The following is a 23886-nucleotide window of genomic DNA, read 5'->3' on the forward strand; positions in this document are numbered from 1 at the left end:
CCGGAGCCCGAGGCCGGGACCGTTACCGAGCCCGAGCCCGCGACGGCCCCTGCCACAGCGGCCGGTCCGGTGCCCGCGGCCGGGAGCGGGATCGCGCCCACCGCCTTCCTCGAAGTGCGGGACCTCCAGGTGCACTTCCCGACCGACGACGGCCTCGTGAAGTCCGTCGACGGGCTCTCCTTCGCCCTGGAGAAGGGCAAGACGCTCGGCATCGTCGGCGAGTCGGGCTCCGGCAAGTCCGTCACCTCGCTCGCCGTGATGGGCCTGCACCGCGCCTCACGGCAGCAGCGCAGCAAGGTCCGGATGTCCGGTGAGATCTGGCTGGACGGCAAGGAACTTGTCGGCGCCGAGCCGGACGAGGTGCGGCGGCTGCGGGGCCGCGAGATGGCGATGATCTTCCAGGACCCGCTGTCCGCGCTGCACCCCTACTACACGGTCGGCCAGCAGATCGTGGAGGCGTACCGGGTCCACAACGACGTCGACAAGAAGACGGCGCGCAAGCGGGCCGTCGAGATGCTCGACCGGGTCGGCATCCCGCAGCCCGACAAGCGGGTGGACGACCATCCGCACCAGTTCTCCGGCGGTATGCGCCAGCGCGCCATGATCGCGATGGCGCTGGTCAACAACCCGGAACTGCTGATCGCCGACGAGCCGACCACCGCCCTCGACGTCACCGTCCAGGCGCAGATCCTGGACCTGATCCGCGATCTGCAGAAGGAGTTCGGCTCCGCGGTCGTCATCATCACCCACGACCTGGGGGTGGTGGCCGAGCTGGCCGACGACCTGCTGGTGATGTACGGCGGCCGGTGCGTCGAACGCGGCCCCGCCGAGCGGATCTTCGCCACGCCGCAGCACCCCTACACCTGGGGCCTGCTCGGCTCGATGCCGCGGATCGACCGCGATCAGACCGACCGGCTCATCCCGGTCAAGGGCGCGCCGCCCAGCCTGATCAACGTGCCGTCCGGCTGTGCCTTCCACCCCCGCTGCCCGTACGCGGACGTCCCCAAGGACAACCTCACCCGCACCGTGCGCCCCGAACTCGGCCAGGTCGACGGCGGGCACTTCTCCGCCTGCCACATGGCGCCGCAGGAGCGGGAGCGTATCTGGACCGAAGAGATTGCGCCGAAGCTGTGACCGAGACGACTGACGACGAGAGCCAGAACACCCCGGCGGACGGGCCGGGCGATGCCGCGTCCCCGGCCGCGTCCGACGCCGAGCCGCTGCTGCGGGTGCGCGGTCTGATGCGGCACTTCCCGATCACCAAGGGGCTGCTCAAGCGGCAGGTCGGGGCCGTGCAGGCGGTCGACGGCATCGACTTCGACGTGTACCCGGGGGAGACCCTCGGCGTGGTCGGCGAGTCCGGCTGCGGCAAGTCCACGATGGGCCGGCTGATCACCCGGCTCGACGAACCGACCGGCGGAAGCATCGAGTTCGAGGGCAAGGACATCACCCACCTGTCCACGGGCAGGCTGCGGCCGATGCGCCGCGACGTCCAGATGATCTTCCAGGATCCGTACGGCTCGCTGAACCCGCGGCACACCATCGGCGGGATCATCGGCACCCCCTTCCGCCTCCAGGGCGTGGAGCCGGAGGGCGGAGTGAAGAAGGAGGTGCAGCGGCTGCTGGAGCTGGTGGGCCTGAGCCCGGAGCACTACAACCGCTACCCGCACGAGTTCTCCGGCGGCCAGCGGCAGCGCATCGGCATCGCCCGCGCCCTGGCGCTCAAGCCGAAGCTGGTGGTGGCCGACGAGCCGGTCTCGGCCCTCGACGTCTCCATCCAGGCGCAGGTCGTCAACCTCATGGACGACCTCCAGGACGAGCTGGGGCTGACCTACGTCATCATCGCCCACGACCTCTCGGTCATCCGGCACGTATCGGACCGGATCGCGGTCATGTACCTCGGAAAGATCGTGGAGTTGAGCGACCGCGCCTCGCTCTACGCGTCGCCGCTGCACCCGTACACCAAGGCGCTGCTGTCGGCGGTGCCGGTGCCGGACCCGAAGCGGCGTACCGAGCGCGACCGGATCCTGCTCAAGGGCGACGTGCCCTCGCCGATCAACCCGCCGTCCGGCTGCCGGTTCCGCACCCGCTGCTGGAAGGCGACCGAGGTGTGCACCACCACCGAGCCGCCGCTGGTCGCGCTGCGCACCGGGCACCAGGTCGCCTGCCACCACCCGGAGCCGGTCACCGGTGAGCCGGCGGCGGCCGGTGGTGCGGGCGGTAAGGAGTCAACTGGCGGTCACGCCTGAGGACTTGGCAAAGTCCCGGGTAAAGCGGCGCGGGAGAGTGCAGAGTCGGCACGGTTGCTTCATTCCTCCGTGTGTTCGAAGGGACGGCTCATGGCACTCTCCCGTTCTGCCCGTCGCGGTACCCGTCTGCTCGCGCTCGCCACCGCGGTGGCCGCCGCCGCGTCCATCGCCGCAGGGCCCGGCGCATCGGCCGCCGTGCCAGGGGCATCGCCCGGCGCGCCCGGCGTCGGCGACGCGTACTTCCCGAACCTCGGCAACGGCGGGTTCGACGCCCTGCACTATGACCTGGGCGTCAGCTACCACCCCGACAGCGGCCGCCTCGACGGCCGCACGACACTGACCGCCAGGGCCACCCAGAACCTCTCCGCCTTCGACCTCGACCTGCAGAAACTCGATGTCGCCTCGGTCCGGGTCAACGGCCGCCGGGCGGACTTCAGCAGATCCGGCGACGAGCTGACCGTGCGGCCGGGCGATCCGCTGCTCCGCGGCCGCAAGTTCACCGTGACCGTGGTCTACAGCGGCGTACCCAAGCCGCTGAGCGGCCCGATCGTCTTCGGGTCCGACTACGGCTGGATGAAGACCAAGGACGGCGTCTTCGTCGCCTGCGAGCCGAACGCCGCCTCGACGTGGTTCCCCTCCAGCGACCACCCGAGCGACAAGGCGACCTACGACATCCGGATCGACGCGCCCAAGGGCCTGACCGGCGTCTCCAACGGCCGCCTCGTCGACTCCGGCGAGCGCAACGGCCGTTCGTACGCGCACTGGCGGGAGAGCCGCCCGATGGCGCCGTACCTCGCCACCGCCACCATCGGAAAGTTCGACGTCAAGACGGGTACCACACCCGGCGGCACGCCGATCTACGTCGCCACCGACCCGACCCTGCCCACCGGCAAGGTCGACGTCTACGGCGTCACCGCCGCGGCCACCGACTACTGGTCCGAGCTCTTCGGCCCGTACCCCTTCGAGGAGACCGGCGCGGTCGTCGACGACATGCCGCAGGCCGGCTTCTCGCTGGAGGTGCAGTCCAAGCCGGTGTACTCGGCGGTCCGCAACGAGACGACGATCGTCCACGAGCTGGCCCACCAGTGGTTCGGCGACTCGGTCTCGGTCAAGCAGTGGAAGAACATCTGGCTCAACGAGGGCTTCGCGACCTACGCGCAGTGGCTCTGGAGCGAGCACAAGGGCACCAAGAGCGCCCACGACGCGTTCCGCGCGGAGTACGCGTCGATACCGGCGGGCGACGACTTCTGGAAGATCAAGGTTGGCGACCCGCAGCGCGACACGATGTTCTCCGACTCGGTCTACGAGCGGGGCGCGATGACGCTCCAGGCGCTGCGCGAGCGGATCGGCGACAAGGCGTTCTTCCGGCTGCTGCCGGCCTGGACCTCGGCGCACCGCTACGGCAACGCCGAGACCTCGCAGTTCATCGCGCTCGCCGAGAAGATCTCGGGACAGCGGCTTGGTGACCTCTTCACCACCTGGCTCCACACGCCGGAGCGGCCCGAGCTGCCGGGCAAGTAGCCGGGCGGGCCGGGGCCCGTCAGTCCGCCGTGCCCCGGCCGCCCTTCAGCTGCTGCGGCCGGGGCAGGTGCAGTCCGAGGTAGACCGCGGCCATCCGCAGGGCGAAGACCAGACCGGCCGATGCCGCGGTCGCCGCGGTGCCGTTGACGCCGAGGTGGTGCAGCGCCAGCAGGCAGCAGCCGCCGGCCAGGGCGGCGATGGCGTAGACGTCCTCGCGCAGCAGCAGCGGAGGGAACTCCCCGCACAGCACGTCCCGGACGACCTCGCCCGTCACGCCGGTCAGCACCGCGAGGATGATCACGGCGAGCGGGGTGGCGCCCGCGTCGATGGCGGCGCGGGCGCCGATCACGGTGACGACGGCGAGCCCGGCGGCGTCGACGACCAGCAGGGACTTGTGCGGCAGGGTCCGGAAGCGCAGATAGATCATGGTGCCGACGCCGACGCAGATGATCACTGTCAGCAGTACCCAGTCGTGGGTCCAGTACAGCGGATGCCGGTTGAGGATGAGATCGCGCAGCGTGCCGCCGGAGATCGAGGCGGCGAAGGCGAGCACCAGGCCGCCGAAGGGATCCATGTTGGCGCGGTACGCGGCCAGCACTCCGCTCGCGGCGAAGGCGGCGACGCCGACCAGGTAGAGCACGTGAAGCATGGCGGAATCATCGCAGGCCCAGGAGGTGCCGTGGCCGGATGTGTGCCATCAAAGTGACACTACCGGTCGGTAACTGTTCGGTGTAGCGTGCATGCCATGGCTACGGTGACCCCAGGTAACAGCGAGTTCGACCGCGATACGGCGGTCGTGCGCCGCGCCCCCGGCGTCTACGACGCCCGGCTCCCGGCCGGCTGGACGGTCGTCCACGCGGTCAACGGCGGCTTCCTGCTCGCCCTGATGGGCCGCGCCCTGGGCGACACCCTGCCGCACCCGGACCCGTTCTCCGTCACCGCGCACTACCTGACCGCCTCGGTCCCGGGGCCGGCCGTCATACGCACCGAGGTGGTCCGCACCGGCCGGACGATGTCCACCGGCGCCGCCACCCTCGTGCAGTTCACGGAGGACGGCACCGAGGTCGAGCGGCTGCGGGTGCTCGGGGCCTACGGCGACCTCGACGCGCTGCCCGACGACGTCCGCACCAGCGCCAAGCCGCCCGCGCTGCCCCCGTACGAACACTGCCTGGGTGCCGACAGCGCGCCCGGAGGGCAGCCGCCGATACCCGGCAGCACCTCCATCGCCGACCGGCTGGCGGTGCGGCTGGATCCGGCCACCGCCGGCTGGGCGGTCGGCGCCCCCTCCGGCAAGGGCGAGATGCGCGGCTGGTTCGGCCTCGCCGACGGGCGCGACCACGACCCGCTGTCCCTCCTGCTGGCCGTCGACGGCATGCCGCCCACCGCCTTCGACCTGGGCCTGTCCGGCTGGGTGCCGACCGTGGAACTCACCACCCACATCCGCTGCCGCCCGGCTCCCGGCCCGCTGCGGGTCGTCCTGAGCACCCGTAATCTCGCGGGCGGCTTCCTGGAGGAGGACGGCGAGATCTGGGACTCCCAGGACCGCCTCGTCGCCCAATCCCGCCAGCTGGCACGGGCGTTGCTCGACAGTTGACACCCTGGGCACCCGCCCCCGCGGGTGCCCCCGTAGCGCCCGCGGCCGAGGTCGCGTCCGCTACGTCTCCGGCGCAAAAGAGAGACCACATTCCGCCGCGCCCGTGTCAGACTGATCGACATGGGGGACGTAGCACTCAGCATCGATGACGGCACTGTCGTATGGCTGCGGGCCACACCCGCCGCCCCGGCCGAAGGGCACCGGCCTGCCGAGGGCGACGGCGGTCAACAGCATGGCAGTGACAGCGAGTTGGAACTTCCCGAAGGCTTCGGGTCGGCGCTGCCGGTCAGCGTCGACAGCCGGCTGCACCGCACGCTCACCCGCAGCGGCGAAGTGCTCGAAGAGGCCCTGCGGCCGCTCGGCAGCGTGCTCGGGCAGATCCACCGCTCGATCGCGGACAGCAGCCACCACCCGGACGAGGTCACCGTCCAGTTCGGCGTCACTCTCGGCTCCGACCTGAAGCTCGGGGTGTTCTCCGGCAAGGGCGACGCCAGCTTCACCGTCTCCGCCACCTGGAAGCTCGGCAGCGACGCGGGTGAGACCGGCGGGACGACGCCGTGATCACCGGTGCCGGTGACGACACCCCGCTGCACCGCTCCTTCGTCTCCGTACGGCACGCCGGAGCGGCCATCGGCTGCGGTGTGCTGATCGCCGACCGGCTCGTCCTCACCTGCGCCCATGTCGTCAACAGTGCGCTGGGCAGGGACCGTTTCGACCGGCAGCCGCCCGGCGCCGAAGCGGTCACCCTCCGGCTGCCGCACCTCGCACCGGGCCGCGACCTCACCGCCCACGTCGTGCACGAATGGTGGTCACCGCCGCGCGCCACGGCCCGCGGCAGCGAACCCGCCGTGCCGGGCCGGGTGCCGTACCACGGAGACCTCGCCGTCCTGGAGCTGGCGGCCGACCCGCCCGACGGGGCGCAGCCCGCGCCCTTCCTGCCGCACGGCCACGCCGGCGAGGTCATCGCCCTGTGGGCCAGCGGCCATCCGCTGCCCACCGTGCGCGCGGTGCCGCGGGTCTCGGCACCGCCCTGGATCGCGCTGGACGTGCTCGGCTCAGGACAGGTCACCGAAGGATTCAGCGGCGGACCGCTGTGGGACCGCGCACGCCAGGCCGTCGTCGGCCTGGTCGCCGCCGTCCACCGGCCCGTGGACGGCTCCGCCGGAGCGCAGCCGACGATGTACGCCCTCAGCGTGCCCGCCATCGAAGCCGAACTGCCCACCCTGCCGCCGCCCGCCGTCCCCACCGCCAAGCGCGGCGTGCAACAGCTGCTGGGCGCGCTGGAGCGGATCCTGACCCGGCCGGACGCGGTGCTCGCCTGCGAGGAACGGCTGGCCGCCCGGCTCGGCAGGCCGTCGGCAGGACCCGCCGCCGACCTGGAGCGGCTGGTCGGCCTGGCCGTCGGCGTCCGCCGCGGCATCCCCGAACTCCTCGAACTGGTCCGGGACCACCAGGAACCCCGGGGCGGCCCGCACGGCACGGCCGCCCACGGCGCACGGGACGACTGGGAAGCGCTGCGCAGAGCGGCCCGCACGGTACGCCCCGGCGAATACCTGACCACCCAGCAGCGCCGCGACCTGTCGGGACTGCTGGCCCACTGCTCCCGCACCGACCCGCGCACCCTGCTGGAGCGGGTCCTGCCGCACGCGCCGGAACTGCCCGCGGTGGCCGGACTGCCCGACGCCGTCGACGCGTTGGAAGGATTCCCGCCCGCCCCCGGGACGCCACTGCCGCCGCTGCTGCAAGGGGTGGTGCGGATCAGCACGGACGAACGGGCGGCCGGTGCCTACCCGGCCGACGACCTGGACGCCTGGACCGGCCGCGTCGCCGCCCGTTCGGGTGTGGACGAGGCGGCGGTCAGGCAGTTCAGGGCCGACCTCGCGGCCGCCGCGGTCCGGCCCCCGGCGCCCGGCGCCGCCCACCCGGCGGGCTTCGCCCCCGTCGCGCCGCGCTTCGCCCCGCGCGTCCAGGTCGAGTTGCTGCCGGGGCCCGCGGGCCGTGGCTTCACGTACCAGATGTGGACCTGGCCCGACCGCGCCTCGCACCGCCTCCTCATGGTCCGGGACACCGAGGCGGGCAGCGAGCAGGTGATCGACGACATCCGCCGGGCGCTGCGCACCGAGGTCAGGGAGGACCCGGAGACCGCGCTGGTGGAGTTCTTCCTGCCGGCCGCCTGGCTCGGCCTCGACGTGGACTCCTGGGAGTCCTGCGACAGCGACGAGGACGGCCCGTTCGCGCCCGGCATCACCCGGCGGGTGGTGGTACGCACCACCGAGCGGTCCCGGGAGAGCTATGCCGGCTGGAAGCACCGCACCGCCGCGCTGCCGCAGGCCGAAGCGGTCGTCCTCGACCACCGGCACACCGACCGCAAGGTGGCCCGCGCCCAGCTCGAAGTGCACCGCGACGCCGGCACGGTGGTGCTGTGCTGCCCGCCCGACCACCACGGCCCGCTGCTGCGGCAGTGCGTCCAGGCGGGCGTGCACACCGTCCTGTGGCACCGTGCCGAACACGGCGAGCGGATCGCCAGGGACCTGCTGACGCTGGTGGACGGCACGGACCACACCGAGATCCCCGAGGCGGTGCGCCTGGAGCGGGCCAAGGCCGTCGCCGAGCCCGAACACACCGCGCACCACGGCAGGCGGCTGTCCCTGCTCTACGACGCACCCGACCACCGTCCCGGCCCGCTCGCGCCGGACGCCTGGGTGCTGACGCAGCCGTGAGGGGCGTGCCGTGAGCGCGGCGGACGGGAAACGGGAGACGTACCGGAAACAGGAGGAGAGCACGCGGTGACGGCACAGAGCGCAGCAGGCGGACCCGACGACAGGGCGGCAGGACCCGAGGACTGGTGGGTGTTCCGCGGCCCGTCGCCGCTGCCCGCCCCGCCGCCCTGGCGGCGCTTCCCCGCCGCGACCGGCGGCAGGGAGACGGTGGACCCGTACCTGCTGGAGAGTCACGAGATCTCCGTCGTCAACGCCGCGCTGCACCTGCACCGCCCGCTGCTGGTCACCGGCCGCCCCGGCGCGGGCAAAAGCTCGCTGGCCCGCGCCGTCGCCGACGAACTGGGGCTCGGCGGCGTCCTGCGCTGGTCGGTCAACAGCCGCTCCACCCTCCAGGACGCCCTCTACCGCTACGACGCGGTGGGCCGGCTGCGGGAGACCTCGCTGTGGCGCGAGCGCGAGGAGCTGCGCGGGGTGCCGCGCAGGCCGGCACAGCGGCGGGCCGCGCCGGCCGGCGACATCGGCCAGTACCTGCGGCTCGGTCCGCTGGGCAGCGCGCTGGCGGCCGGCCGGCCCCGGGTGCTGCTCGTCGACGAACTCGACAAGGCCGACATCGACCTGCCCAACGACCTCCTGGTCGTCCTGGAGGAGGGTGAGTTCGAGATCCCGGAACTTGCCCGGCTGCCCGAACACCAGCAGGACGTGCAGGTCCTGTTGAGCGGAAGCCGGGAGCGGGTGCGCATCCACCGCGGCGTGGTCCGCTGCACCCACTTCCCGATCGTGGTCATGACGAGCAACGGCGAACGCGACTTCCCGCCCGCCTTCCTGCGCCGCTGCGTACGGCTCGACCTGCCCGAACCGTCCGGACACCGTCTGCGGAAGATCGTCGAACACCACCTGGGGGCCGAGGCGTTGGCACAGGCGGAGGACCTCATCGAGGCGTTCGAGCAGCGCACCGCGACCCAGACGCTCGCCACCGATCAGCTGCTGGCCGCCGTCCACCTGCGGATCAGCGGCGCCGACCTCAGCAAGGACGAACTCCTCTCCGCCGTACTGCACCGCCTCGACGAGCCGCTGTCGCCATGATCGGCAGGCTGCGGGAGGCGCTGGGCGGCGCCGGATACGACCTGGGAGCGTCCGAACTCCTCGACGTGCTGTGGCTGGCACGGGCCATGGGGGCGTTGCCGGAAGGGGCCGGGGACGGAGACGGGAGCGGAGACGGCGGTGCGGGCGGGGCTTCGGCCTTGGCCGCGGTCGAGGTCGGGGCGGACTCGTCGGACCCGTCGGTCTCGCCGGACCCGTGCGAGGCGGCGGACGTACCGAGCCTGCCGAACTCGCCGGACTCATCGGTCTCTTCGGATGCTCCCGATGCTCCGGGCTCTGATGTCTCGCCGAGCCCGTCGGCCCCATCAGGCCTTCCGGCCCCGTCGGACTCCCCGAACTCTCCGGCCCCTCCCGCAGCCGATGCCCCGGCCGTCCCGCCCCGCCGTGCCCTCTACGGCATGGGGAGTCAGGGGGGCGGGCCGGGCGGGGGGCGGGCCAGGACCGCGCGGGTGCCGGGGCGCCGGGCGCTGCCGCACGCCCAGCGGCTGGGGCGGGAGCTGCGGCCGCTGCACCGTACCCAGGACCATCCCCGGCGCACCGTCACCGACATCGAGGCCACCGTCCGGCTGACCGCGGAGACCGGCTTCCTGGACGTGGTCAGCCGCCCGGAGCAGGAGCGGCGCTGGACGGCGGTGCTGCTGGTGGACGCGTCCCCGTCGCTCCAGGTGTGGGACACCCTGCCCGCCGAACTGCGCGCACTGTTCGCCCGCAGCGGCATCTTCCGCGCCGTACACGTCCACGGCATCGACCCGCGGAATCCGGCGGGGCCGCGGCGCGGGCAGCAGCCGGGCGCCCCTCTGACGTTCCTGCTGACCGACGGCACGAGCGACGGGTGGCGCGACCCGCGGGCCGTCGCGGCGCTGGAGGAGTGGGGCCGTGCGGGCCCGCTGGCCGTCCTCAACCCGCTGCCCCGCAGGCTGTGGCGGGGCACCGCGCTGGAGGCCGTGCCCCGGATGCTCGTTGCGCCCGGCGCGTTCGCCCCGGCCCGCAGGCTGTCCGTCCGCGACCCGCTCAGCGGCGAGCGCGACCCGGAGGCGGACGGCGCGCTCGCGCTGCCGGTGCTGCACCCGACGGCCGCCGCGCTGCGCCAGTGGGCGGGCCTGCTCACCCGCCCCGGCGTCCCGCATCTGCTCGACACGGCGCTGCTGGACGGGACGCCGGTGAGCCCGCGCCGCCTGCCGCAGGGCAGCGCGGAGGAACTGGTCGCGTACTTCCGGGGCGCGTTCTCGCCCGAGGCGTACCGCCTGGCCGTGCGGCTCTCCGCGATCCGGCCGCTGACCACGCCGCTGATGCAGCTGGTCCGCGCGGCCACGATGCGCGACGCCGGGCCCACCCATGTCGCCGAGATACTCCTGGGCGGCCTGCTGGAACCCATCGGGTCAGGCCGGGAGACCACCGCCGCCCGGACCCTCGGCCGCGCCCTGCGCCCCGGCCCGGCGGGCGGCAGGTCCGACCAGCCGGTGTACGACTTCCGGCCCGGCGTACGGGACCTGCTCTCCAGCGGCCTCGGGACGGAGGCGGCCGTGGAGGTCGTCGAGGCGGTCGGCAGGTCCCTGGAGCCGTACATGGGGCGGCTGCCGGACTTTCCCGTGCTGATGGGGGACGCGGCGGGGGAGCTGCGGCTGAAGGAGTCGGCGCGGGCGTTCGCGGTGCTGGCGAGCCCGGTACTGGAACGGATGGGCGGGACACCGGCCGGGGCGGGGACACCGGCCGCGCCGCCGGCCGCGTCCGGCCTGCCCGCGACGCCGCCCGCGCCCGACGGGCCGGTCTCCCCGGCCGACGGTGAACTCCCGGCCGACGAGCCCTTCGTGGGCCGGGACGCGGAAGCCGCCCGGCTGGTGTCAGGGCTGACGGAGGGCGGCGACGGTGGTTCCCAGCGGCCGCGCCGCCGGTTCCTGTACGGGCCTCCGGGCGTCGGCAAGTCGGCGCTCGCCCGGCGGGTGGCGCAGCAGGCGGCCGGGCACTTCCCGGACGGCCGGCTGTTCGTGTCGCTCGCGCGGGCTGCGGGACAGGGCGGGGCGGCAGCCGACGAGGCGGTGGCCGCGGCCCTGGCCGAACTGCTGGTACAGCTCGGCGAACCGGCCGACGGCCTGCCCACAGCCGTCGGCCCCCTCGCCGCCCGCTACCGGTCCCTGACCGAAGGCCGCAGGCTGCTCCTCGTCATCGACGAAGTGCCCCCGGCATCCGGCGGCGCCCCGCCCCCCGAGCTGCTGCCCGCCGGCCCCGGCAGCGCCGTCCTGTGCGTCGCCGCCCGCCGCCCGTCCCCGCGCCAGGCCCCGGACGCGCTGCTGCTGACCGGCCTGCGCCCGGACGCGGCGCGGGAGTTGCTCGGCGCGCTGATCGGCGCGGAGCGGGTGGCGGCGGAACCGGCGGCCGCGGACGCCGTGGTGACCGCGACGGCCGGCCTCCCGGCGGCCCTGCGCACCGCCGCCGCGCAGCTCACGGCGTCCGGGCGGCCGCTCGCCCAGTGGCCGGGCGAGCGGCCCGGCCCCCTCTTCCCCATGGGCCCCGGGGCCGCTGAGGCCACCGGCTCCGCCGCCGCCTGGGCCGACGGCCTCCTCACGGGCCCGGCCGCGCGGCACGCCTTCCGGATGCTTGCCGTCCCGGACGGCGAGGCGATCTCCCGGGACGCGGCGGCCGCACTGCTGGACGTACCGGCGGCGCGGCTTGCGCCGGTCGTGGCCGAGCTGGTGGCGGCCGGGCTCCTGACGGAGTCCGGGTCGGGCCGCTACCGCTACCCCGGGCTGTTGCGCGGGCTCGCCCGTGACCTCGCGCGGCGCGAGCTGCCGGCGTCCGGGCGGGACGCCGCGCTGGCCAGGCTGTTGGCCTGCTACCTCGCCAAGGGGCGGCGGATCCATCAACGCCGTTATCCGGGCGACCGGTTGACGGACGCACTCACCGGGGGCGGACGGGAGAGCGGGCCGCCCGCAGGTGAGCGGCCCGAGACGCCGGCCGGGTGGGCGGACGAGATGCCGCAGGTGCTGGCCCTGGTCCGGCAGGTGGCGGCGGAGGCGGCCACGGGTGCGGCGTCCGGAGGGAGTGCTTCCGGGGTGCGCGCGCACGTGACCCTGCGGCGGGCCGCCGACCTGCTGCTGGTGGCCCAGCCCGCGGCCGAATCCAGCGTGTACGGCGCGGAGTTCGAGCCCGCCGCGCGCATCGTCGCCGACCGCGCGGCCCTGGAGGGCGAGCGGCGGGCGGAAGGCCGGGCCCGGCTGGCACTCGCCGAGGCGCACGCCGCGCGGGGCAGGTTCGCCGATGCGGAGGCGGAGGTGCGGCGCGCGGACCGGGCCGGGCGGGCCGCCGACGATCCCGTCACCGGCTTCCGCGCACCGCTCGCCCACGGCCTCATCGCGCTGCACCAAGGGCGGTTCGACGACGCCGAGCGGCAGTTGACCCCCGTGTGGGAAGGCTGTCGCGCCCGCCGTGACACTCTCGGCGAGGCCGCCGTGCTGGCCGCGCTCGCGCGGGTCTGGGCGGCCGGCGGCGCGGGCGGCGACGCCATCCTCTACGCCGAGTGGAGCGTCGGCGCCTACCAGCGCGTCGGCCGCACCCCGCGGCGCGCGCACGGCCTGTACGCGCTGGCCGAGGCGCTGGCGGCGGACGGCAGGAACGGCGGGGCGCTGCGCCGCATCTCCGAGGCGCTGCCGCTGTTCGAGGCCGACGGGCAGGACCTCTGGGCCGCCAGGACCCGCAGCCGGATGGCGCAGGCGATGATCTCGGTGATCCGGCCGCACGACGCGCTGACCGCCGCACAGGACGCGGCCGCGCGGCTGATGATGCCCGGTGGCGAACGCTGGCGGGCCGACGCGCTGGCCGTGCTGGGACGGGCCGAGAGCGCCCTGGGGCACCAGCAGAGCGCGGAGGCCCACTGGCGGGACGCGCTCGCCGTCTACGAGGAGTTCGACGCGGCGGCGGAGGCCGACGAGATCCGCGCCCTGCTGCGCGACCGGCCCGGATCGCCCGCGGGCACCTCCCGCACGTCGGAGTGGGCGCGGGCCGGCACCGCGCTGCGCGATCTGACCGCCGCCGTCCGGGTGCTGCGCGACCGGCTGCGGCTGCACACCGCGGGCCGGGCGGCGTCCGCCGCGGAGGCCCGGCACCTCACCACCCTGGCCGCGGCGGAGACCGGGCTGGCCGCCCGGCTGGCCGCGTTCGCCCGCACCGGCCGCCCGGACGAGGCGGCCGGCTCCGAAGAGGAGCGCCTGCGGGCGGTGGCGGCGCAGCTCGCGGAGTCCGAGGCGGCGGATGCCGGGCTGACGGCCGCCGCCCGGGACGTGGCCAGGCGCCTCGGGCGGTAGCGGGCGCCGCCTCTCACTCCGCCCCCAGGAACTCCACCAGCTCCGCCGTCAGTTCGGCCGGGGCGTCCTCCTGGACGAGATGCCCGGCGCCCTCGATCGGGCGCAGCCGGGCGCCGGGGATGCGGGCGGCCAGTTCGCGGCCCTTGGCGGCCGGGATCCAGGTGTCGTCGGTGCCCCAGCAGATCAGCGTCGGCAGCGTGATCTCGCCGTACCTGCCCTCGATCTCGTCCGTCATCCGCTGGTCGTTCTGGGCGATCTGCCGGTAGAAGGCGGGCTGCCCGGCCGCCGTGCACCACGGTGCGACGAGCCGGTCGAGCACCTCGGGGTGCAGCCCGGGACGGCTCGCCGACGCGACGTACTCGCGGACCAGGGCGCGGTGCAGCTCCGGCGGCAGTTTGCCGAAGACCTCCGGGTGCGCGCCCAGCAGCCGGTACGTGGGCGAACCCCAGGGCGCCAGCGCGACCGGGTCGACGAGGGCCAGCCGCGCATAGCGGGCGCCGTACAGGAGGTGGGCCCGCAGCGCCACGCAGCCGCCGAAGTCGTGGGCCACGACGGCGGGTTCGGGGAGGTCCCAGTGCGCCAGCAGCTCGGTGAGGGTCACGGCCTGCGCGGCGAGCGAGACGTCCGCGCCGTCCCGCATCTCGGAGCTGCCGTAGCCCGGCATGTCCCAGACGAAGACCTGGTGCCGCCGGGCGAGCGCGCGGGCCACGGCGCGCCAGACGTACGAGGAGAACGGCGTGCCGTGCAGCAGGACGACGGGCGAAGCGCCCGCCCCGGCTTCGCCGAGAGCGGCCCAGCGGACCTCTCCTGCCGAGCCGGTGAAGGTGCGGTCGAGTCGCCACTGTGTCATGAGCGTCAGGCTAGTGACTCCTTACGTGGGGTGTCCAGGGGTGTGCCGCGACCGGCCCGGCGTCCGGGGAGGGGAGGGTGGCAGGCGGGCCGCGGCGCGGGGCGCCACCGCGCGCCGGACATGCGCCCCCGGGGCCCGCGGCGGCTGCTCGTAGAATCGTCGCACCATGGTTTACCTCGACCACGCCGCCACCACTCCGATGCTCCCGGAAGCGGTGCAGGCGATGACCGCCCAGCTGACCGTCACCGGCAACGCGTCCTCCCTGCATGCCGCCGGCCGGCGGGCCCGGCGTGCCGTCGAGGAGGCGCGTGAATCGCTCGCCGCCTCCCTCGGTGCCCGCCCCAGCGAGGTCGTCTTCACGGCCGGCGGCACCGAGGCCGACAACCTCGCGGTCAAGGGCCTGTTCTGGTCCCGCAGGGACGCCGACCCGGCCCGTACCCGCGTCCTCGCCAGCCCCGTCGAGCACCACGCCGTGCTGGACGCCGTTCAGTGGCTCGCCGAGCACGAAGGCGCCGATGTCGAATGGCTGCCGGTCGACGCGCTGGGCCGGGTGCACGCCGACGCGCTGCGCGAGGCCATCGCCCGCAACCCCGCCGACGTCGCCCTGGCCACCGTCATGTGGGCCAACAACGAGATCGGCACTCTCCAGCCGGTCCACGAACTCGCCCGCGTGGCCCGCGAGTTCGAGATCCCCCTGCACGCCGACGCGGTGCAGGCGGTCGGCCAGGTCGAGGTCGGCTTCGCCGCGTCGGGCCTCGCCGCGATGACGGTCTCCGGACACAAGATCGGCGGCCCGTACGGCATCGGCGCGCTGCTGCTCGGCCGCGAGTGGGCGCCTGTCCCGGTGCTGCACGGCGGCGGCCAGGAGCGGCAGGTGCGCTCCGGCACCCTCGACACCCCCGCCATCGCCGCCTTCGCCGCCGCCGGACGGCACGCCACCGCCCACCGCGCGGACTTCGCCCGGGACATCGGCGCGCTCCGCGACGACCTGATCAAGGCCGTCCGCGCCGCCGCCCCCGACGCCGTCCTGGGCGGCGACCCCGACCCGGCGGGACGCCTCCCCGCCAACGCTCACTTCTCCTTCCCCGGCTGCGAGGGCGACTCCCTGCTCCTCCTCCTGGACGCCCAGGGCATCGAGTGCTCCACGGGATCCGCCTGCACGGCCGGCGTCGCCCAGCCGAGCCACGTCCTGCTGGCCGCCGGAATGGCCCCGGAACTGGCCCGCGGTACGCTCCGCTTCTCCCTGGGGCACACCTCCACGGCCGAGGACGTGGCGGCGCTGGCGGACGCCATCGGACCGGTGGTGGAACGGGCGCGCAGCGCGGGCCTGAGCTGAGCCCGGGGGAGCGCACCCGGCGGGCCGCGACGCGTCAGGCCCGCCCCGGACCCGAACCGAACGGGAAGATGCTGTGTTCTGGATACCCGGCCTGATCGCGCTGGCCGCGGCCGCCCTCTGCGGATTCCTCCACCGGGTGTCCCGCACCCGAGCCCGGGTGATGGAACGCACCGAGACGCTGCCGGTGCACGACCTGCGGGCCCTGCACGCGGCCGCCGCCGAAGCCGCGGGCGCGGGACACTTCCGCTACCGCTGTGAGGTCGCGGGCCTGGCCCGCCCGCACAAGGACGGCGCGCTGCGCTCGCAGATCGCGGAGCTGGACTGCGTCTGGCACCGGCACAAGGTCACCCGCAAGTACGAGGAGACCTACCGGGACAGCGACGGCAACCGCAGGCGCCGCACCCGCAACGACGTCGTCTCCCAACACACCACGTCCACCGCGTTCTTCGTCGAGGACGCCACCGGCAAGATGGTGATCCGCCCGGGAGAGCACCCCGTCGTCGGCGCCGAGAAGGTCGTCGACCGCTTCGACCCGCACACCTCGGGCGGCAACCGCCTGGAGATCGGCCCGCTGAGCCTGAACCTCGGTGGCGACGGCACGATCGGCTTCCGGCACGAGGAGTGGATCGTCCGCCCCGGCAGCCGCTTCTTCGTCCACGGAGAGGCCGCCGACGGCAGCGGCCGGCTGGCCGTCGGCGCCCCCGCGGAAGGCGGCGTCTTCGTGATGTCGGTCAAGCCCGAGGAGGAGCTGCTGCGCGGCGAGCGGCGCAAGGCCCTGCTGCTCGGCGCAGGCACCGGCGTGCTCGGCCTCGCGGGAGTCGTCCTCCTGGTCCTCGCCGTCATCCGCTGACGTGCGGCGACGGCGACGGCGGGCGCCGCAGCTCGGCACGGACCAGCCGCAGATAGCGGTCCCAGTCCCAGTACGGCCCCGGATCGGTGTGGTCGGCGCCCGGCACCTCCACGTGCCCGATGAGGTGCTCACGGTCCGCGGGGAAGCCGTAGCGGCGGCAGATGCCGGCCGTCAGGCGGGCCGACGCGGCGTACATGGCGCGGGTGAAGGACTCCGGACGGTCGACGAATCCCTCGTGCTCGATGCCTATGCTGCGTTCGTTGTAGGCGCGGTTCCCGGCGTGGAACGCCACGTCCAGCTCCCGCACCAGCTGCGCGACATGGCCGTCCTTGCGCACGACGTAGTGCGCCGCCGCGGCGTGCCACGGATCCTGGAAGACCTTCAGTGCCGACGCGAAGCTGCCCTGGACGACATGGATCACCACCCGGTCTATGGCGTAGTCGGCCGGGCGCTCGGCCCGCCGCCAGTTCGCCGGATCCGCCGCCACCCACTGGGCACCCCGCTGATCGACGGCTCCCGGTGTCCGCGGCTCGGCTTCCGGCGGCAGCCCGGCCCACCGCCGCAGCTCGCTGCGGGCCGCGAAGGCACCGGTCCCGGCGGCCACCAGGCCGCCGCCTCCGAGCCACAGCGCCCGCCGCCTGCTCACGCCGGGCTTCGGTCGATTCGTCTTCCCCACGTGTGGATAACGCTTTCGGGCCTGTCGGCGGTTCCGTCTACCCTGGGGTGGTTATGACTGACGCTCCCCGCCGCCTCCGTGTCCTTGCCGCCATGTCCGGCGGTGTCGACTCCGCCGTCGCCGCCGCCCGCGCCGCCGAGGCCGGCCATGACGTGACCGGCGTGCACCTCGCGCTCTCCGAGAACCCGAAGTCGTTCCGCACCGGCGCCCGCGGCTGCTGCACGATCGAGGACTCGCACGACGCCCGCCGCGCCGCGGACGTCATCGGCATCCCGTTCTACGTCTGGGACCTCGCCGAGCGCTTCCGCGAGGACGTCGTCGACGACTTCATCGCCGAGTACGAAGCCGGCCGCACCCCGAACCCGTGCCTGCGCTGCAACGAAAAGATCAAGTTCGCCGCGCTGCTCGACAAGGCACTCGCCCTCGGCTTCGACGCGGTGTGCACCGGCCACTACGCCACCGTCGTCCTCCGGGAGGACGGCAGCCGCGAGCTGCACCGCGCGTCCGACATGGCCAAGGACCAGTCGTACGTCCTCGGCGTCCTGGACGACCGGCAGCTGGCGCACGCGATGTTCCCGCTCGGCGACACCCTCACCACCAAGGCCGAGATCCGTGAAGAGGCCGCCCGCCGCGGCCTGTTCGTCGCCAAGAAGCCGGACAGTCACGACATCTGCTTCATCGCCGACGGCGACACCCAGGGCTTCCTCGCCCAGCGCCTGGGCACCGCCGAGGGCGACATCGTCGACGAGTCGGGCAACCGCCTCGGCAGCCACGACGGCGCCTACGGTTTCACCATCGGCCAGCGCAAGGGCCTGCGCATCGGCACCCCGGCGGCCGACGGCAAGCCCCGCTACGTCCTGGACATCTCCCCGGTCGACAACACCGTCACCGTCGGCCCCGCCGCCTCCCTCGACGTCACCGCCCTCACCGCCATCCGCCCCCGCTGGTGCGGCCGCCCGCCGACCGCCGGCCCCACCGTCTACACCGCCCAGCTCCGCGCCCACGGCGGTGAGACGGAAGTGACGGCGGAGGTGGTCGACGGCGCCACGCTCCAGGTGACCTTCACCGAACCGGTCCGCGGCGTGGCCCCGGGACAGGCCATCGTCCTCTACGACGGCACCCGCGTCGTCGGCTCGGCGACCATCGCCACGACCGAGCGCAGGGCGCACGCGGGAGCCTGACCCGCACTCTCCGTGCGCAGGTACTCCACCGCTCGCCCTGACAAATGTCATGGCCAAGGCAGTACAGACGGGACTGTCGGCGGACCGGGGTGCCGGGCGAGGCTGAGGGCACGCCGCAACCGAGCGGCGGCACCGCGCAGTTCAGCGCCCGAACCCGGGGGAGTACGCCATGGGGCAGGACCGGCCCGTCACCGCCGAACGCAGCAATCCGCTGGTGCAGAGCTTCCTTCCGCTGATCGTGGACGCCGGGATTCCGCTGGCCTCGTACTACGTGCTCAGCGGCGGCTTCGGGCTCGGCACGGTGGCCGCGCTCGCCTGGAGCAGCGTGGTGCCGGCGCTGCGGACGGTCTGGGGACTCGCGAGCAGCCGCCGGGTCAACGGCCTGGCGCTGCTGATACTGCTCGTCAACGCCGCCGGCCTGGCGCTGAGCACGATGACCGGCGACCCCCGGCTGATGCTCGCCAAGGACAGCGGCGTGAGCAGCGTCGTCGGGATCGCGGTCCTGGTCTCGGTGCGGTACGGCAGGCCGCTGATGACGGCCGGGCTCAAGCCCTGGGTGACGAAGGGGACCGCGGCGGGCACCGCGGCCTGGGAGCGGCTGAGCGCACGGTCCGCGCCGTTCCGCAGGGCCGAGCGACGGTTCTCCGCGATCTGGGGGAGCGTGCTGCTGGCCGAGTGCGTGGCCCGAGTGGTCGGCGCGTACACGCTGCCGGTGGACACGATGGTCTGGCTGGGCACGGTGATCGCGGTGGTGGCCATCCTGGTGGCGATGGTCGTGGCCGGGGGGAGCTGCGCGGAGCCGATGGAGAAGATGGTCCAGGCCGAGCTGGCGGCGGAAGCGGCGGCCCGGGACGCCGCGGCGGAAGTGGCGGGACCGTCCGCCGGTGTCGCGGCCTGAGCTTTTCCTGACCCCCGAGGCCGAAGACGCGGTACCGGCAATTAGGGTCGGTGACGCGACGGGACGTCAGAGGGCCGCTGCGGCGAGAATGTGCCAGGAACCGAACCGCAGAAGGCTTTTCGTCGGCCACGAAAGGGATCGGAAGATATGTCGACTGTTCAGTCTGAGGTCAAGCCCGGGGTTCATTCGGCCGGGCCGGCATCCCTGCACGCGGAGCTGGTCCGGCGGAATCCCGGTGAGCCGGAATTCCACCAGGCCGCCCTGGAGGTGCTGGAGACGCTGGCCCCTGTGCTGGCGGCCCGTCCGGAGTTCGCCGAGGCAAAAATCCTGGAGCGGATCTGCGAGCCGGAGCGGCAGATCATGTTCCGGGTGCCCTGGCAGGATGATTCCGGGGCGATCCGCGTCAACCGGGGCTTCCGGGTGGAATTCAACAGCGCGCTCGGCCCGTACAAGGGCGGACTGCGATTCCATTCGTCCGTGAATCTGGGGATCGTGAAGTTCCTCGGCTTCGAGCAGATCTTCAAGAATTCCCTCACCGGCCTCAATATCGGCGGCGGCAAGGGCGGCAGCGACTTCGACCCGCACGGCAGGTCGGACGCCGAAGTGATGCGGTTCTGCCAGTCGTTCATGACCGAGCTGTACCGGCACCTGGGCGAGCACACCGACGTGCCGGCCGGTGACATCGGCGTCGGCGGCCGGGAGATCGGCTACCTCTTCGGCCAGTACCGCCGGGTCACCAACCGCTGGGAAGGCGGGATGCTGACCGGCAAGGGCCTCGAATGGGGCGGCTCCAAGGTCCGCACCGAGGCCACCGGCTACGGCAACGTCCTCTTCACCGAGGAGATGCTCAAGAAGCGCGGCGAGGAACTGGATGGCCAGCGGGTCGTGGTCTCCGGCTCGGGCAATGTCGCGATCTACACGATCGAGAAGGCCCAGGCGCTCGGCGCCCACGTCCTGACCTGCTCGGACTCCGGCGGCTACGTCGTCGACGAGAAGGGTATCGACCTGCCGCTGCTCCAGCAGATCAAGGAGATCGAGCGCGGGCGGATCTCCGAGTACGTGGCACGGCGCGGCCCGTCGGCCCGGTACGTCGAGGGCGGGCGGGTGTGGGACGTCGCCTGCGAGGTGGCGCTGCCGTCGGCCACGCAGAACGAACTCGGCGCGGACGCCGCCCGGATCCTGATCCGCAACGGCGTCAAGGCGGTGTCCGAGGGGGCGAACATGCCGACCACCCCGGAGGCGGTGGCCCTCCTCAAGGAGGCCGGCGTGGCCTTCGGCCCCGGCAAGGCCGCCAACGCCGGCGGCGTCGCCACCAGCGCCCTGGAGATGCGGCAGAACTCCGCGCGCGAGTCGTGGACCTTCGAGCGCGCGGAGGCCGAACTCGCGGCGATCATGCAGGGCATCCACCACACCTGCTACGAGACGGCCGAGCGGTTCGGGCTGCCGGGCGACTACGTCGCGGGCGCGAACATCGCCGGCTTCGAGCGGGTCGCGGACGCGATGCTGGCGCAGGGGCTGATCTAGGGCCGCTCGTTCGGATCAGACCGGGCTCGCGGGCACCGGCCCGCCCGTCGTACGGACCGCCGGCCGCGGGCCCGTACGGCGGGCGGCGCGACGGCCGGTGTGGCGCCCGCGGTCAGTCGGCCGGTGGGGTGTCGACGAGGTCGGTGACGAATGTCCGGAGCCGTCCGCGGATCACCGGGGTGACGCCGTGGATGACCTGGGCGCCGTGGGCGACGGCCACCCCGGCGCCGGCGTCGGTGAACCACCGGCTCGTGCGGGGCCCGGCGAGCCAGGTGGGCTGCGACGCGTGCGGGTACGGAGTGGGCGGCAGGCTGCGGCTCACCGGGGTGCCGGGCAGATAGCCGTCGGCCTCGCCCAGCACGGCGCCGGTCCAGGGCGCGGGATCGGACGTCGTCTCGATGTAGAACCGCCCGCCGGCCTCGGCGGCGGCGATCACGACGCCGATCCGCCCGATGCGGCGCGGCGGGGTCCGGGGGCTGGTGATGCCGTCGAGGCGGGTGGGAACACTCTGGCCTGCGGTGAGTTCGGTGTAGCTCCAGGGCGTCGCCCCGGCGATCGACGGCGTGCCCCGCCGGATCGCGGGCAGCGCGCGATAGGTCGCTTCGGCCAGGATCTGCTGTGCCGCACCGGGCGCGGGCACCGCATCGGTCTGGAGGACCGGGCGCCAGTCGGCCGCCTCGCTGTCCATGATCTTGATGAGCCGGGAGATCTGCTCGGAGGTGAGGAAGTCCTCGACGGTCTGCACCATCAGCGTCTCGCTGACGTGAATCACGCTGCCTCCTCGCGCAGATCTGCCGCCCCACCGCATCCCGCTCTCCCCGGGACGACCGGCCCCGGCGCCCGCACCCCGGACGGCGCGCCCGTGCGGACCATCCCCCCGGAGGCCCGCACGGGCGTCGTCCCGGGCAGCCGCACGCTCCCCCCGGCGGTCCGTACGGTTCCCCCCCCCGGGCATCCGTACGTTCCCCCGGCCCTCCGTACGGTCAGCCCGGGTGGTCCCTGCGGTCGGTCCGAGCGGGACGGTCGTCCCGCGTGGCCGTCCGCAGCGGCCGTAGGCCCACCGTCGCTGCGCAGGGATGCCCCTGGGCAGGCGCACACGGGGGCGCACCGACGTGCGGCGCGGCAGGGAAAACGCATCCGACCGGGGGCGCGAGAGACCCGGCTCGTAAGCTGGCGCACATGAACATCTGCGTCTTCTGCTCCGCCGCCGACCTCGACGACCGGTACGTCACCCCCGCCCGGCAGTTCGCCGAGCTGATCGGCAAGGGCGGCCATTCCCTGGTGTGGGGCGGTTCGGACACCGGCCTGATGAAGGTCATGGCCGACGGGGTGCAGGGCGCCGGCGGACGGCTGATCGGCGTCTCCGTGGAGTTCCTGGCGGACAAGGCGCGGGCGGGCGCGGACGAGATGATCGTCACCAAGGACCTCGCCGAGCGGAAGGCGCAGCTGCTGGAGCGCGCCGACGCCGTCGTCATCATGGTCGGCGGCACGGGCACGCTGGACGAGGCCACCGAGATCCTGGAGCTGCGCAAGCACGGGATGCACACCAAGCCGGTCGTCCTGCTCAACACCGCCGGTTTCTATGACGGGTTGAAGGAGCAGTTCCAGCGCATGGAGGCGGAGGGCTTCCTGCCGGTTCCGCTCACGGATCTGGTGTTCTTCGCGGAGGACGGCGTCGGGACGCTCGCGTACCTGGAGGAGCAGGTGGGTGTCCAGGGCTGACGGCCCTTCGCCGGGCGCGCCTCCCGGGCCGCCGGCCGGACCGCGCCCGTCTGCGCGCCGCCGGCCTGCTCGTTAGGATCGGTGGCATGGGAACGCACTTGATCACGGGCGCAGGTTCGGGCATCGGAGCGGCGGTCGCGCGGCGGCTGCTGGAGCGCGGGGAGGAGCTGTGGCTGCTGGCCCGGGACGCCGGCCGGGCCAAGGAGCTGGCCGAGCAGTACCCGGGTGCCCGCACGCTCGTCGGCGACCTCGCCACCCCCGAGAAGCTGTCCTGGGCGTTCGGCAAGCAGCCGCTCCCGGAGCGCATCGACTCGCTCCAGCACATCGCCGGCGTCATAGAGCTGGGCGCCATCGGTGACCTGGGCGCCAAGGCGTGGCAGCGGCAGCTCAACGCCAACCTCGTCTCGCCCGCCGAGCTGACCCGGCTGCTGCTGCCGCTGGTGCGCGTCGCCAAGGGGCACGTCGTCTTCGTCAACTCCGGTGCCGGGCTGCACGCGAACCCCCAGTGGGGCGCGTACGCGGCGAGCAAGCACGGACTCAAGGCGCTGGCCGACTCGCTGCGTGGCGAGGAGCACGAGAACGGCGTGCGGGTCACCTCGGTCTACCCGGGGCGTACGGCCACGCCGATGCAGGCGAGCACGCACCAGCAGGAGGGCAAGGAGTACGACCCGTCCCGCTGGATCGACCCGGAGTCGGTCGCCACGGCCATCCTCACCGCCATCGACCTGCCGCGGGACGCGGAGATCAACGACCTCTCGGTGCGGCCGGGACGCTGAGCCGCCCGGCTCCGGCGGACGTTTTCCGGCGGCGGCCCCTCCGGTTCCCGGTGCCGCGGACGTACGCTGCACGAGTGACCACTGAAGCGAAGTCGACCGCAGCGGCGGGGTGCGGGTTCCGGGAGATCCGGGGGCTCGTCACCGAACTGAGCCGCCGGATGGACGCCCATCAGCGCAGCCGGATCGCCGAACTGGACCTGACTCCCACCCAGGCGAAGGCGCTGGAGGAGCTGGGCGAGCCCAGAACGGCGCGGGAGCTGGCCGGAGTGCTGTGCTGCGAGCCGCCGAATGTCACCTATGTCATCTCCAAACTGGAGAAACAGGGCATGGTCGTACGGCAGCCGCATCCGCTGGACGGGCGGGCCAAGCAGCTGGTGCTGACGGAGGCGGGCCGGGAGCTGCGGCTGGATCTGCTGCGGCGGATGGGCAAAGCCTCGCCGCTCGACCACCTGTCGCACGACGAGCGTGCGGCGCTGCGCGACCAGCTGCTGCGGGCGCTGGACCGCGGCGACGGCTGACCTGCGCGAAGCGGCGTCCCGTGCGGGTGCGCCGTACGGGAGCGAGGTCTCAGGGGAGCGCCCCTGGGGCCT

General features: G+C 73.8%; 20 protein-coding genes. 16 read left to right on the top strand and 4 right to left on the bottom strand.

All coding sequences use genetic code 11. The annotated features are described in order from the left end of the window. Positions 1 to 69 precede the first annotated feature (69 nt). The 3 genes from LIU39_RS13430 (at position 70) to LIU39_RS13440 (ending at position 3770) form a co-directional block, all read left to right on the top strand. Positions 70 to 1134: an ABC transporter ATP-binding protein gene (locus LIU39_RS13430; RefSeq protein ID WP_227046964.1), complete on the top strand. Its 1065-nt coding sequence runs from the start codon at positions 70 to 72 to the stop codon at positions 1132 to 1134. Beyond that, positions 1131 to 2249, top strand: a complete 1119-nt coding sequence (locus LIU39_RS13435; RefSeq protein ID WP_227046905.1) for an ABC transporter ATP-binding protein — start codon at positions 1131 to 1133, stop codon at positions 2247 to 2249. The genes LIU39_RS13430 and LIU39_RS13435 overlap by 4 nt, the downstream gene beginning before the upstream one ends. A gap of 90 nt (positions 2250 to 2339) precedes the next feature. Beyond that, positions 2340 to 3770: a M1 family metallopeptidase gene (locus LIU39_RS13440; RefSeq protein ID WP_227046906.1), complete on the top strand. Its 1431-nt coding sequence runs from the start codon at positions 2340 to 2342 to the stop codon at positions 3768 to 3770. Between the two features lie 19 nt (positions 3771 to 3789). Here LIU39_RS13440 and LIU39_RS13445 read toward each other — a convergent pair whose 3' ends face one another. Further along, positions 3790 to 4419, bottom strand: a complete 630-nt coding sequence (locus tag LIU39_RS13445) for a trimeric intracellular cation channel family protein (protein WP_227046907.1) — start codon at positions 4417 to 4419, stop codon at positions 3790 to 3792. A 96-nt stretch (positions 4420 to 4515) separates the two neighbouring features. Between LIU39_RS13445 and LIU39_RS13450 the strand changes: the two genes are divergently transcribed. The 5 genes from LIU39_RS13450 (at position 4516) to LIU39_RS34905 (ending at position 13483) form a co-directional block, all read left to right on the top strand. Beyond that, positions 4516 to 5364, top strand: a complete 849-nt coding sequence (locus tag LIU39_RS13450; RefSeq protein ID WP_227046908.1) for a thioesterase family protein — start codon at positions 4516 to 4518, stop codon at positions 5362 to 5364. A 120-nt stretch (positions 5365 to 5484) separates the two neighbouring features. Beyond that, the gene (locus tag LIU39_RS13455) at positions 5485 to 5925 is read left to right on the top strand and encodes a CU044_2847 family protein (protein WP_227046909.1); all 441 of its coding nucleotides are present in this window, start codon (positions 5485 to 5487) and stop codon (positions 5923 to 5925) included. Continuing rightward, a complete protein-coding gene (locus LIU39_RS13460) occupies positions 5922 to 8084 on the top strand; it encodes a VMAP-C domain-containing protein (RefSeq protein ID WP_227046910.1) in 2163 nt (720 codons plus the stop codon). The genes LIU39_RS13455 and LIU39_RS13460 overlap by 4 nt, the downstream gene beginning before the upstream one ends. A gap of 66 nt (positions 8085 to 8150) precedes the next feature. Continuing rightward, complete coding sequence (locus LIU39_RS13465) at positions 8151 to 9167, top strand: AAA family ATPase (protein ID WP_227046911.1); 1017 nt, start codon at positions 8151 to 8153, stop codon at positions 9165 to 9167. After that, complete coding sequence (locus LIU39_RS34905; RefSeq protein ID WP_264482718.1) at positions 9164 to 13483, top strand: SAV_2336 N-terminal domain-related protein; 4320 nt, start codon at positions 9164 to 9166, stop codon at positions 13481 to 13483. The genes LIU39_RS13465 and LIU39_RS34905 overlap by 4 nt, the downstream gene beginning before the upstream one ends. Before the next feature lie 13 nt (positions 13484 to 13496). Here LIU39_RS34905 and LIU39_RS13480 read toward each other — a convergent pair whose 3' ends face one another. Continuing rightward, a complete protein-coding gene (locus LIU39_RS13480) occupies positions 13497 to 14333 on the bottom strand; it encodes an alpha/beta fold hydrolase (RefSeq protein WP_227046913.1) in 837 nt (278 codons plus the stop codon). A gap of 166 nt (positions 14334 to 14499) precedes the next feature. Between LIU39_RS13480 and LIU39_RS13485 the strand changes: the two genes are divergently transcribed. Further along, positions 14500 to 15669: a cysteine desulfurase family protein gene (locus LIU39_RS13485; protein ID WP_227046914.1), complete on the top strand. Its 1170-nt coding sequence runs from the start codon at positions 14500 to 14502 to the stop codon at positions 15667 to 15669. Between the two features lie 73 nt (positions 15670 to 15742). After that, a complete protein-coding gene (locus LIU39_RS13490) occupies positions 15743 to 16519 on the top strand; it encodes a GIDE domain-containing protein (protein WP_227046915.1) in 777 nt (258 codons plus the stop codon). Here the strand turns inward: LIU39_RS13490 and LIU39_RS13495 are convergent. Next, positions 16509 to 17195 carry an N-acetylmuramoyl-L-alanine amidase gene (locus tag LIU39_RS13495; RefSeq protein WP_227046916.1) on the bottom strand — a complete coding sequence of 229 codons (687 nt, stop codon included), beginning with the start codon at positions 17193 to 17195 and terminating at the stop codon, positions 16509 to 16511. The two genes, LIU39_RS13490 and LIU39_RS13495, sit on opposite strands and share 11 nt — an antisense overlap. 53 nt (positions 17196 to 17248) lie before the next feature. Here LIU39_RS13495 and mnmA point away from each other — a divergent pair, with 53 nt between their 5' ends. From mnmA to gdhA, 3 genes are all read left to right on the top strand, one after another. Further along, positions 17249 to 18376 (top strand): tRNA 2-thiouridine(34) synthase MnmA, encoded by a 1128-nt coding sequence (mnmA, locus tag LIU39_RS13500; protein WP_227046917.1) that lies wholly within the window; start codon positions 17249 to 17251, stop codon positions 18374 to 18376. Between the two features lie 169 nt (positions 18377 to 18545). Beyond that, a complete protein-coding gene (locus LIU39_RS13505; RefSeq protein ID WP_227046918.1) occupies positions 18546 to 19274 on the top strand; it encodes a VC0807 family protein in 729 nt (242 codons plus the stop codon). 147 nt (positions 19275 to 19421) lie between these two features. Then, positions 19422 to 20798, top strand: coding sequence for an NADP-specific glutamate dehydrogenase (gene gdhA / locus LIU39_RS13510; RefSeq protein WP_227046919.1), 1377 nt, complete (start codon positions 19422 to 19424; stop codon positions 20796 to 20798). Between the two features lie 112 nt (positions 20799 to 20910). Here gdhA and LIU39_RS13515 read toward each other — a convergent pair whose 3' ends face one another. Then, entirely contained in the window at positions 20911 to 21570 is a 660-nt protein-coding gene (locus tag LIU39_RS13515) for a hypothetical protein (RefSeq protein ID WP_227046920.1), read from the bottom strand. 407 nt (positions 21571 to 21977) lie between these two features. On the opposite strand from LIU39_RS13515, the gene LIU39_RS13520 reads away from it, so the two are divergent. From LIU39_RS13520 to LIU39_RS13530, 3 genes are all read left to right on the top strand, one after another. Beyond that, complete coding sequence (locus LIU39_RS13520) at positions 21978 to 22520, top strand: LOG family protein (RefSeq protein WP_227046921.1); 543 nt, start codon at positions 21978 to 21980, stop codon at positions 22518 to 22520. Positions 22521 to 22606: 86 nt separating this feature from the next. Continuing rightward, complete coding sequence (locus tag LIU39_RS13525; protein WP_227046922.1) at positions 22607 to 23296, top strand: SDR family oxidoreductase; 690 nt, start codon at positions 22607 to 22609, stop codon at positions 23294 to 23296. 74 nt (positions 23297 to 23370) lie between these two features. Beyond that, on the top strand, positions 23371 to 23814 hold the full coding sequence (locus LIU39_RS13530; RefSeq protein ID WP_227046923.1) for a MarR family winged helix-turn-helix transcriptional regulator: 444 nt from the start codon (positions 23371 to 23373) through the stop codon (positions 23812 to 23814). Positions 23815 to 23886 lie beyond the last annotated feature (72 nt).

Source organism: Streptomyces pinistramenti, from assembly GCF_020564935.1.
In the GTDB taxonomy this organism is placed as follows: domain Bacteria; phylum Actinomycetota; class Actinomycetes; order Streptomycetales; family Streptomycetaceae; genus Streptomyces; species Streptomyces pinistramenti.

Excerpts from the sequence above, each read along its gene's own strand:
- LIU39_RS13440 (WP_227046906.1), top strand. The coding sequence starts at position 2,340 with ATGGCACTCTCCCGTTCTGCCCGTCGCGGTACCCGTCTGCTCGCGCTC.
- LIU39_RS13445 (WP_227046907.1), bottom strand. The coding sequence starts at position 4,419 with ATGCTTCACGTGCTCTACCTGGTCGGCGTCGCCGCCTTCGCCGCGAGC.
- LIU39_RS13450 (WP_227046908.1), top strand. The coding sequence starts at position 4,516 with ATGGCTACGGTGACCCCAGGTAACAGCGAGTTCGACCGCGATACGGCG.
- LIU39_RS13455 (WP_227046909.1), top strand. The coding sequence starts at position 5,485 with ATGGGGGACGTAGCACTCAGCATCGATGACGGCACTGTCGTATGGCTG.
- LIU39_RS34905 (WP_264482718.1), top strand. The coding sequence starts at position 9,164 with ATGATCGGCAGGCTGCGGGAGGCGCTGGGCGGCGCCGGATACGACCTG.
- LIU39_RS13480 (WP_227046913.1), bottom strand. The coding sequence starts at position 14,333 with ATGACACAGTGGCGACTCGACCGCACCTTCACCGGCTCGGCAGGAGAG.
- LIU39_RS13485 (WP_227046914.1), top strand. The coding sequence starts at position 14,500 with ATGGTTTACCTCGACCACGCCGCCACCACTCCGATGCTCCCGGAAGCG.
- mnmA (WP_227046917.1), top strand. The coding sequence starts at position 17,249 with ATGACTGACGCTCCCCGCCGCCTCCGTGTCCTTGCCGCCATGTCCGGC.
- LIU39_RS13505 (WP_227046918.1), top strand. The coding sequence starts at position 18,546 with ATGGGGCAGGACCGGCCCGTCACCGCCGAACGCAGCAATCCGCTGGTG.
- gdhA (WP_227046919.1), top strand. The coding sequence starts at position 19,422 with ATGTCGACTGTTCAGTCTGAGGTCAAGCCCGGGGTTCATTCGGCCGGG.
- LIU39_RS13520 (WP_227046921.1), top strand. The coding sequence starts at position 21,978 with ATGAACATCTGCGTCTTCTGCTCCGCCGCCGACCTCGACGACCGGTAC.
- LIU39_RS13525 (WP_227046922.1), top strand. The coding sequence starts at position 22,607 with ATGGGAACGCACTTGATCACGGGCGCAGGTTCGGGCATCGGAGCGGCG.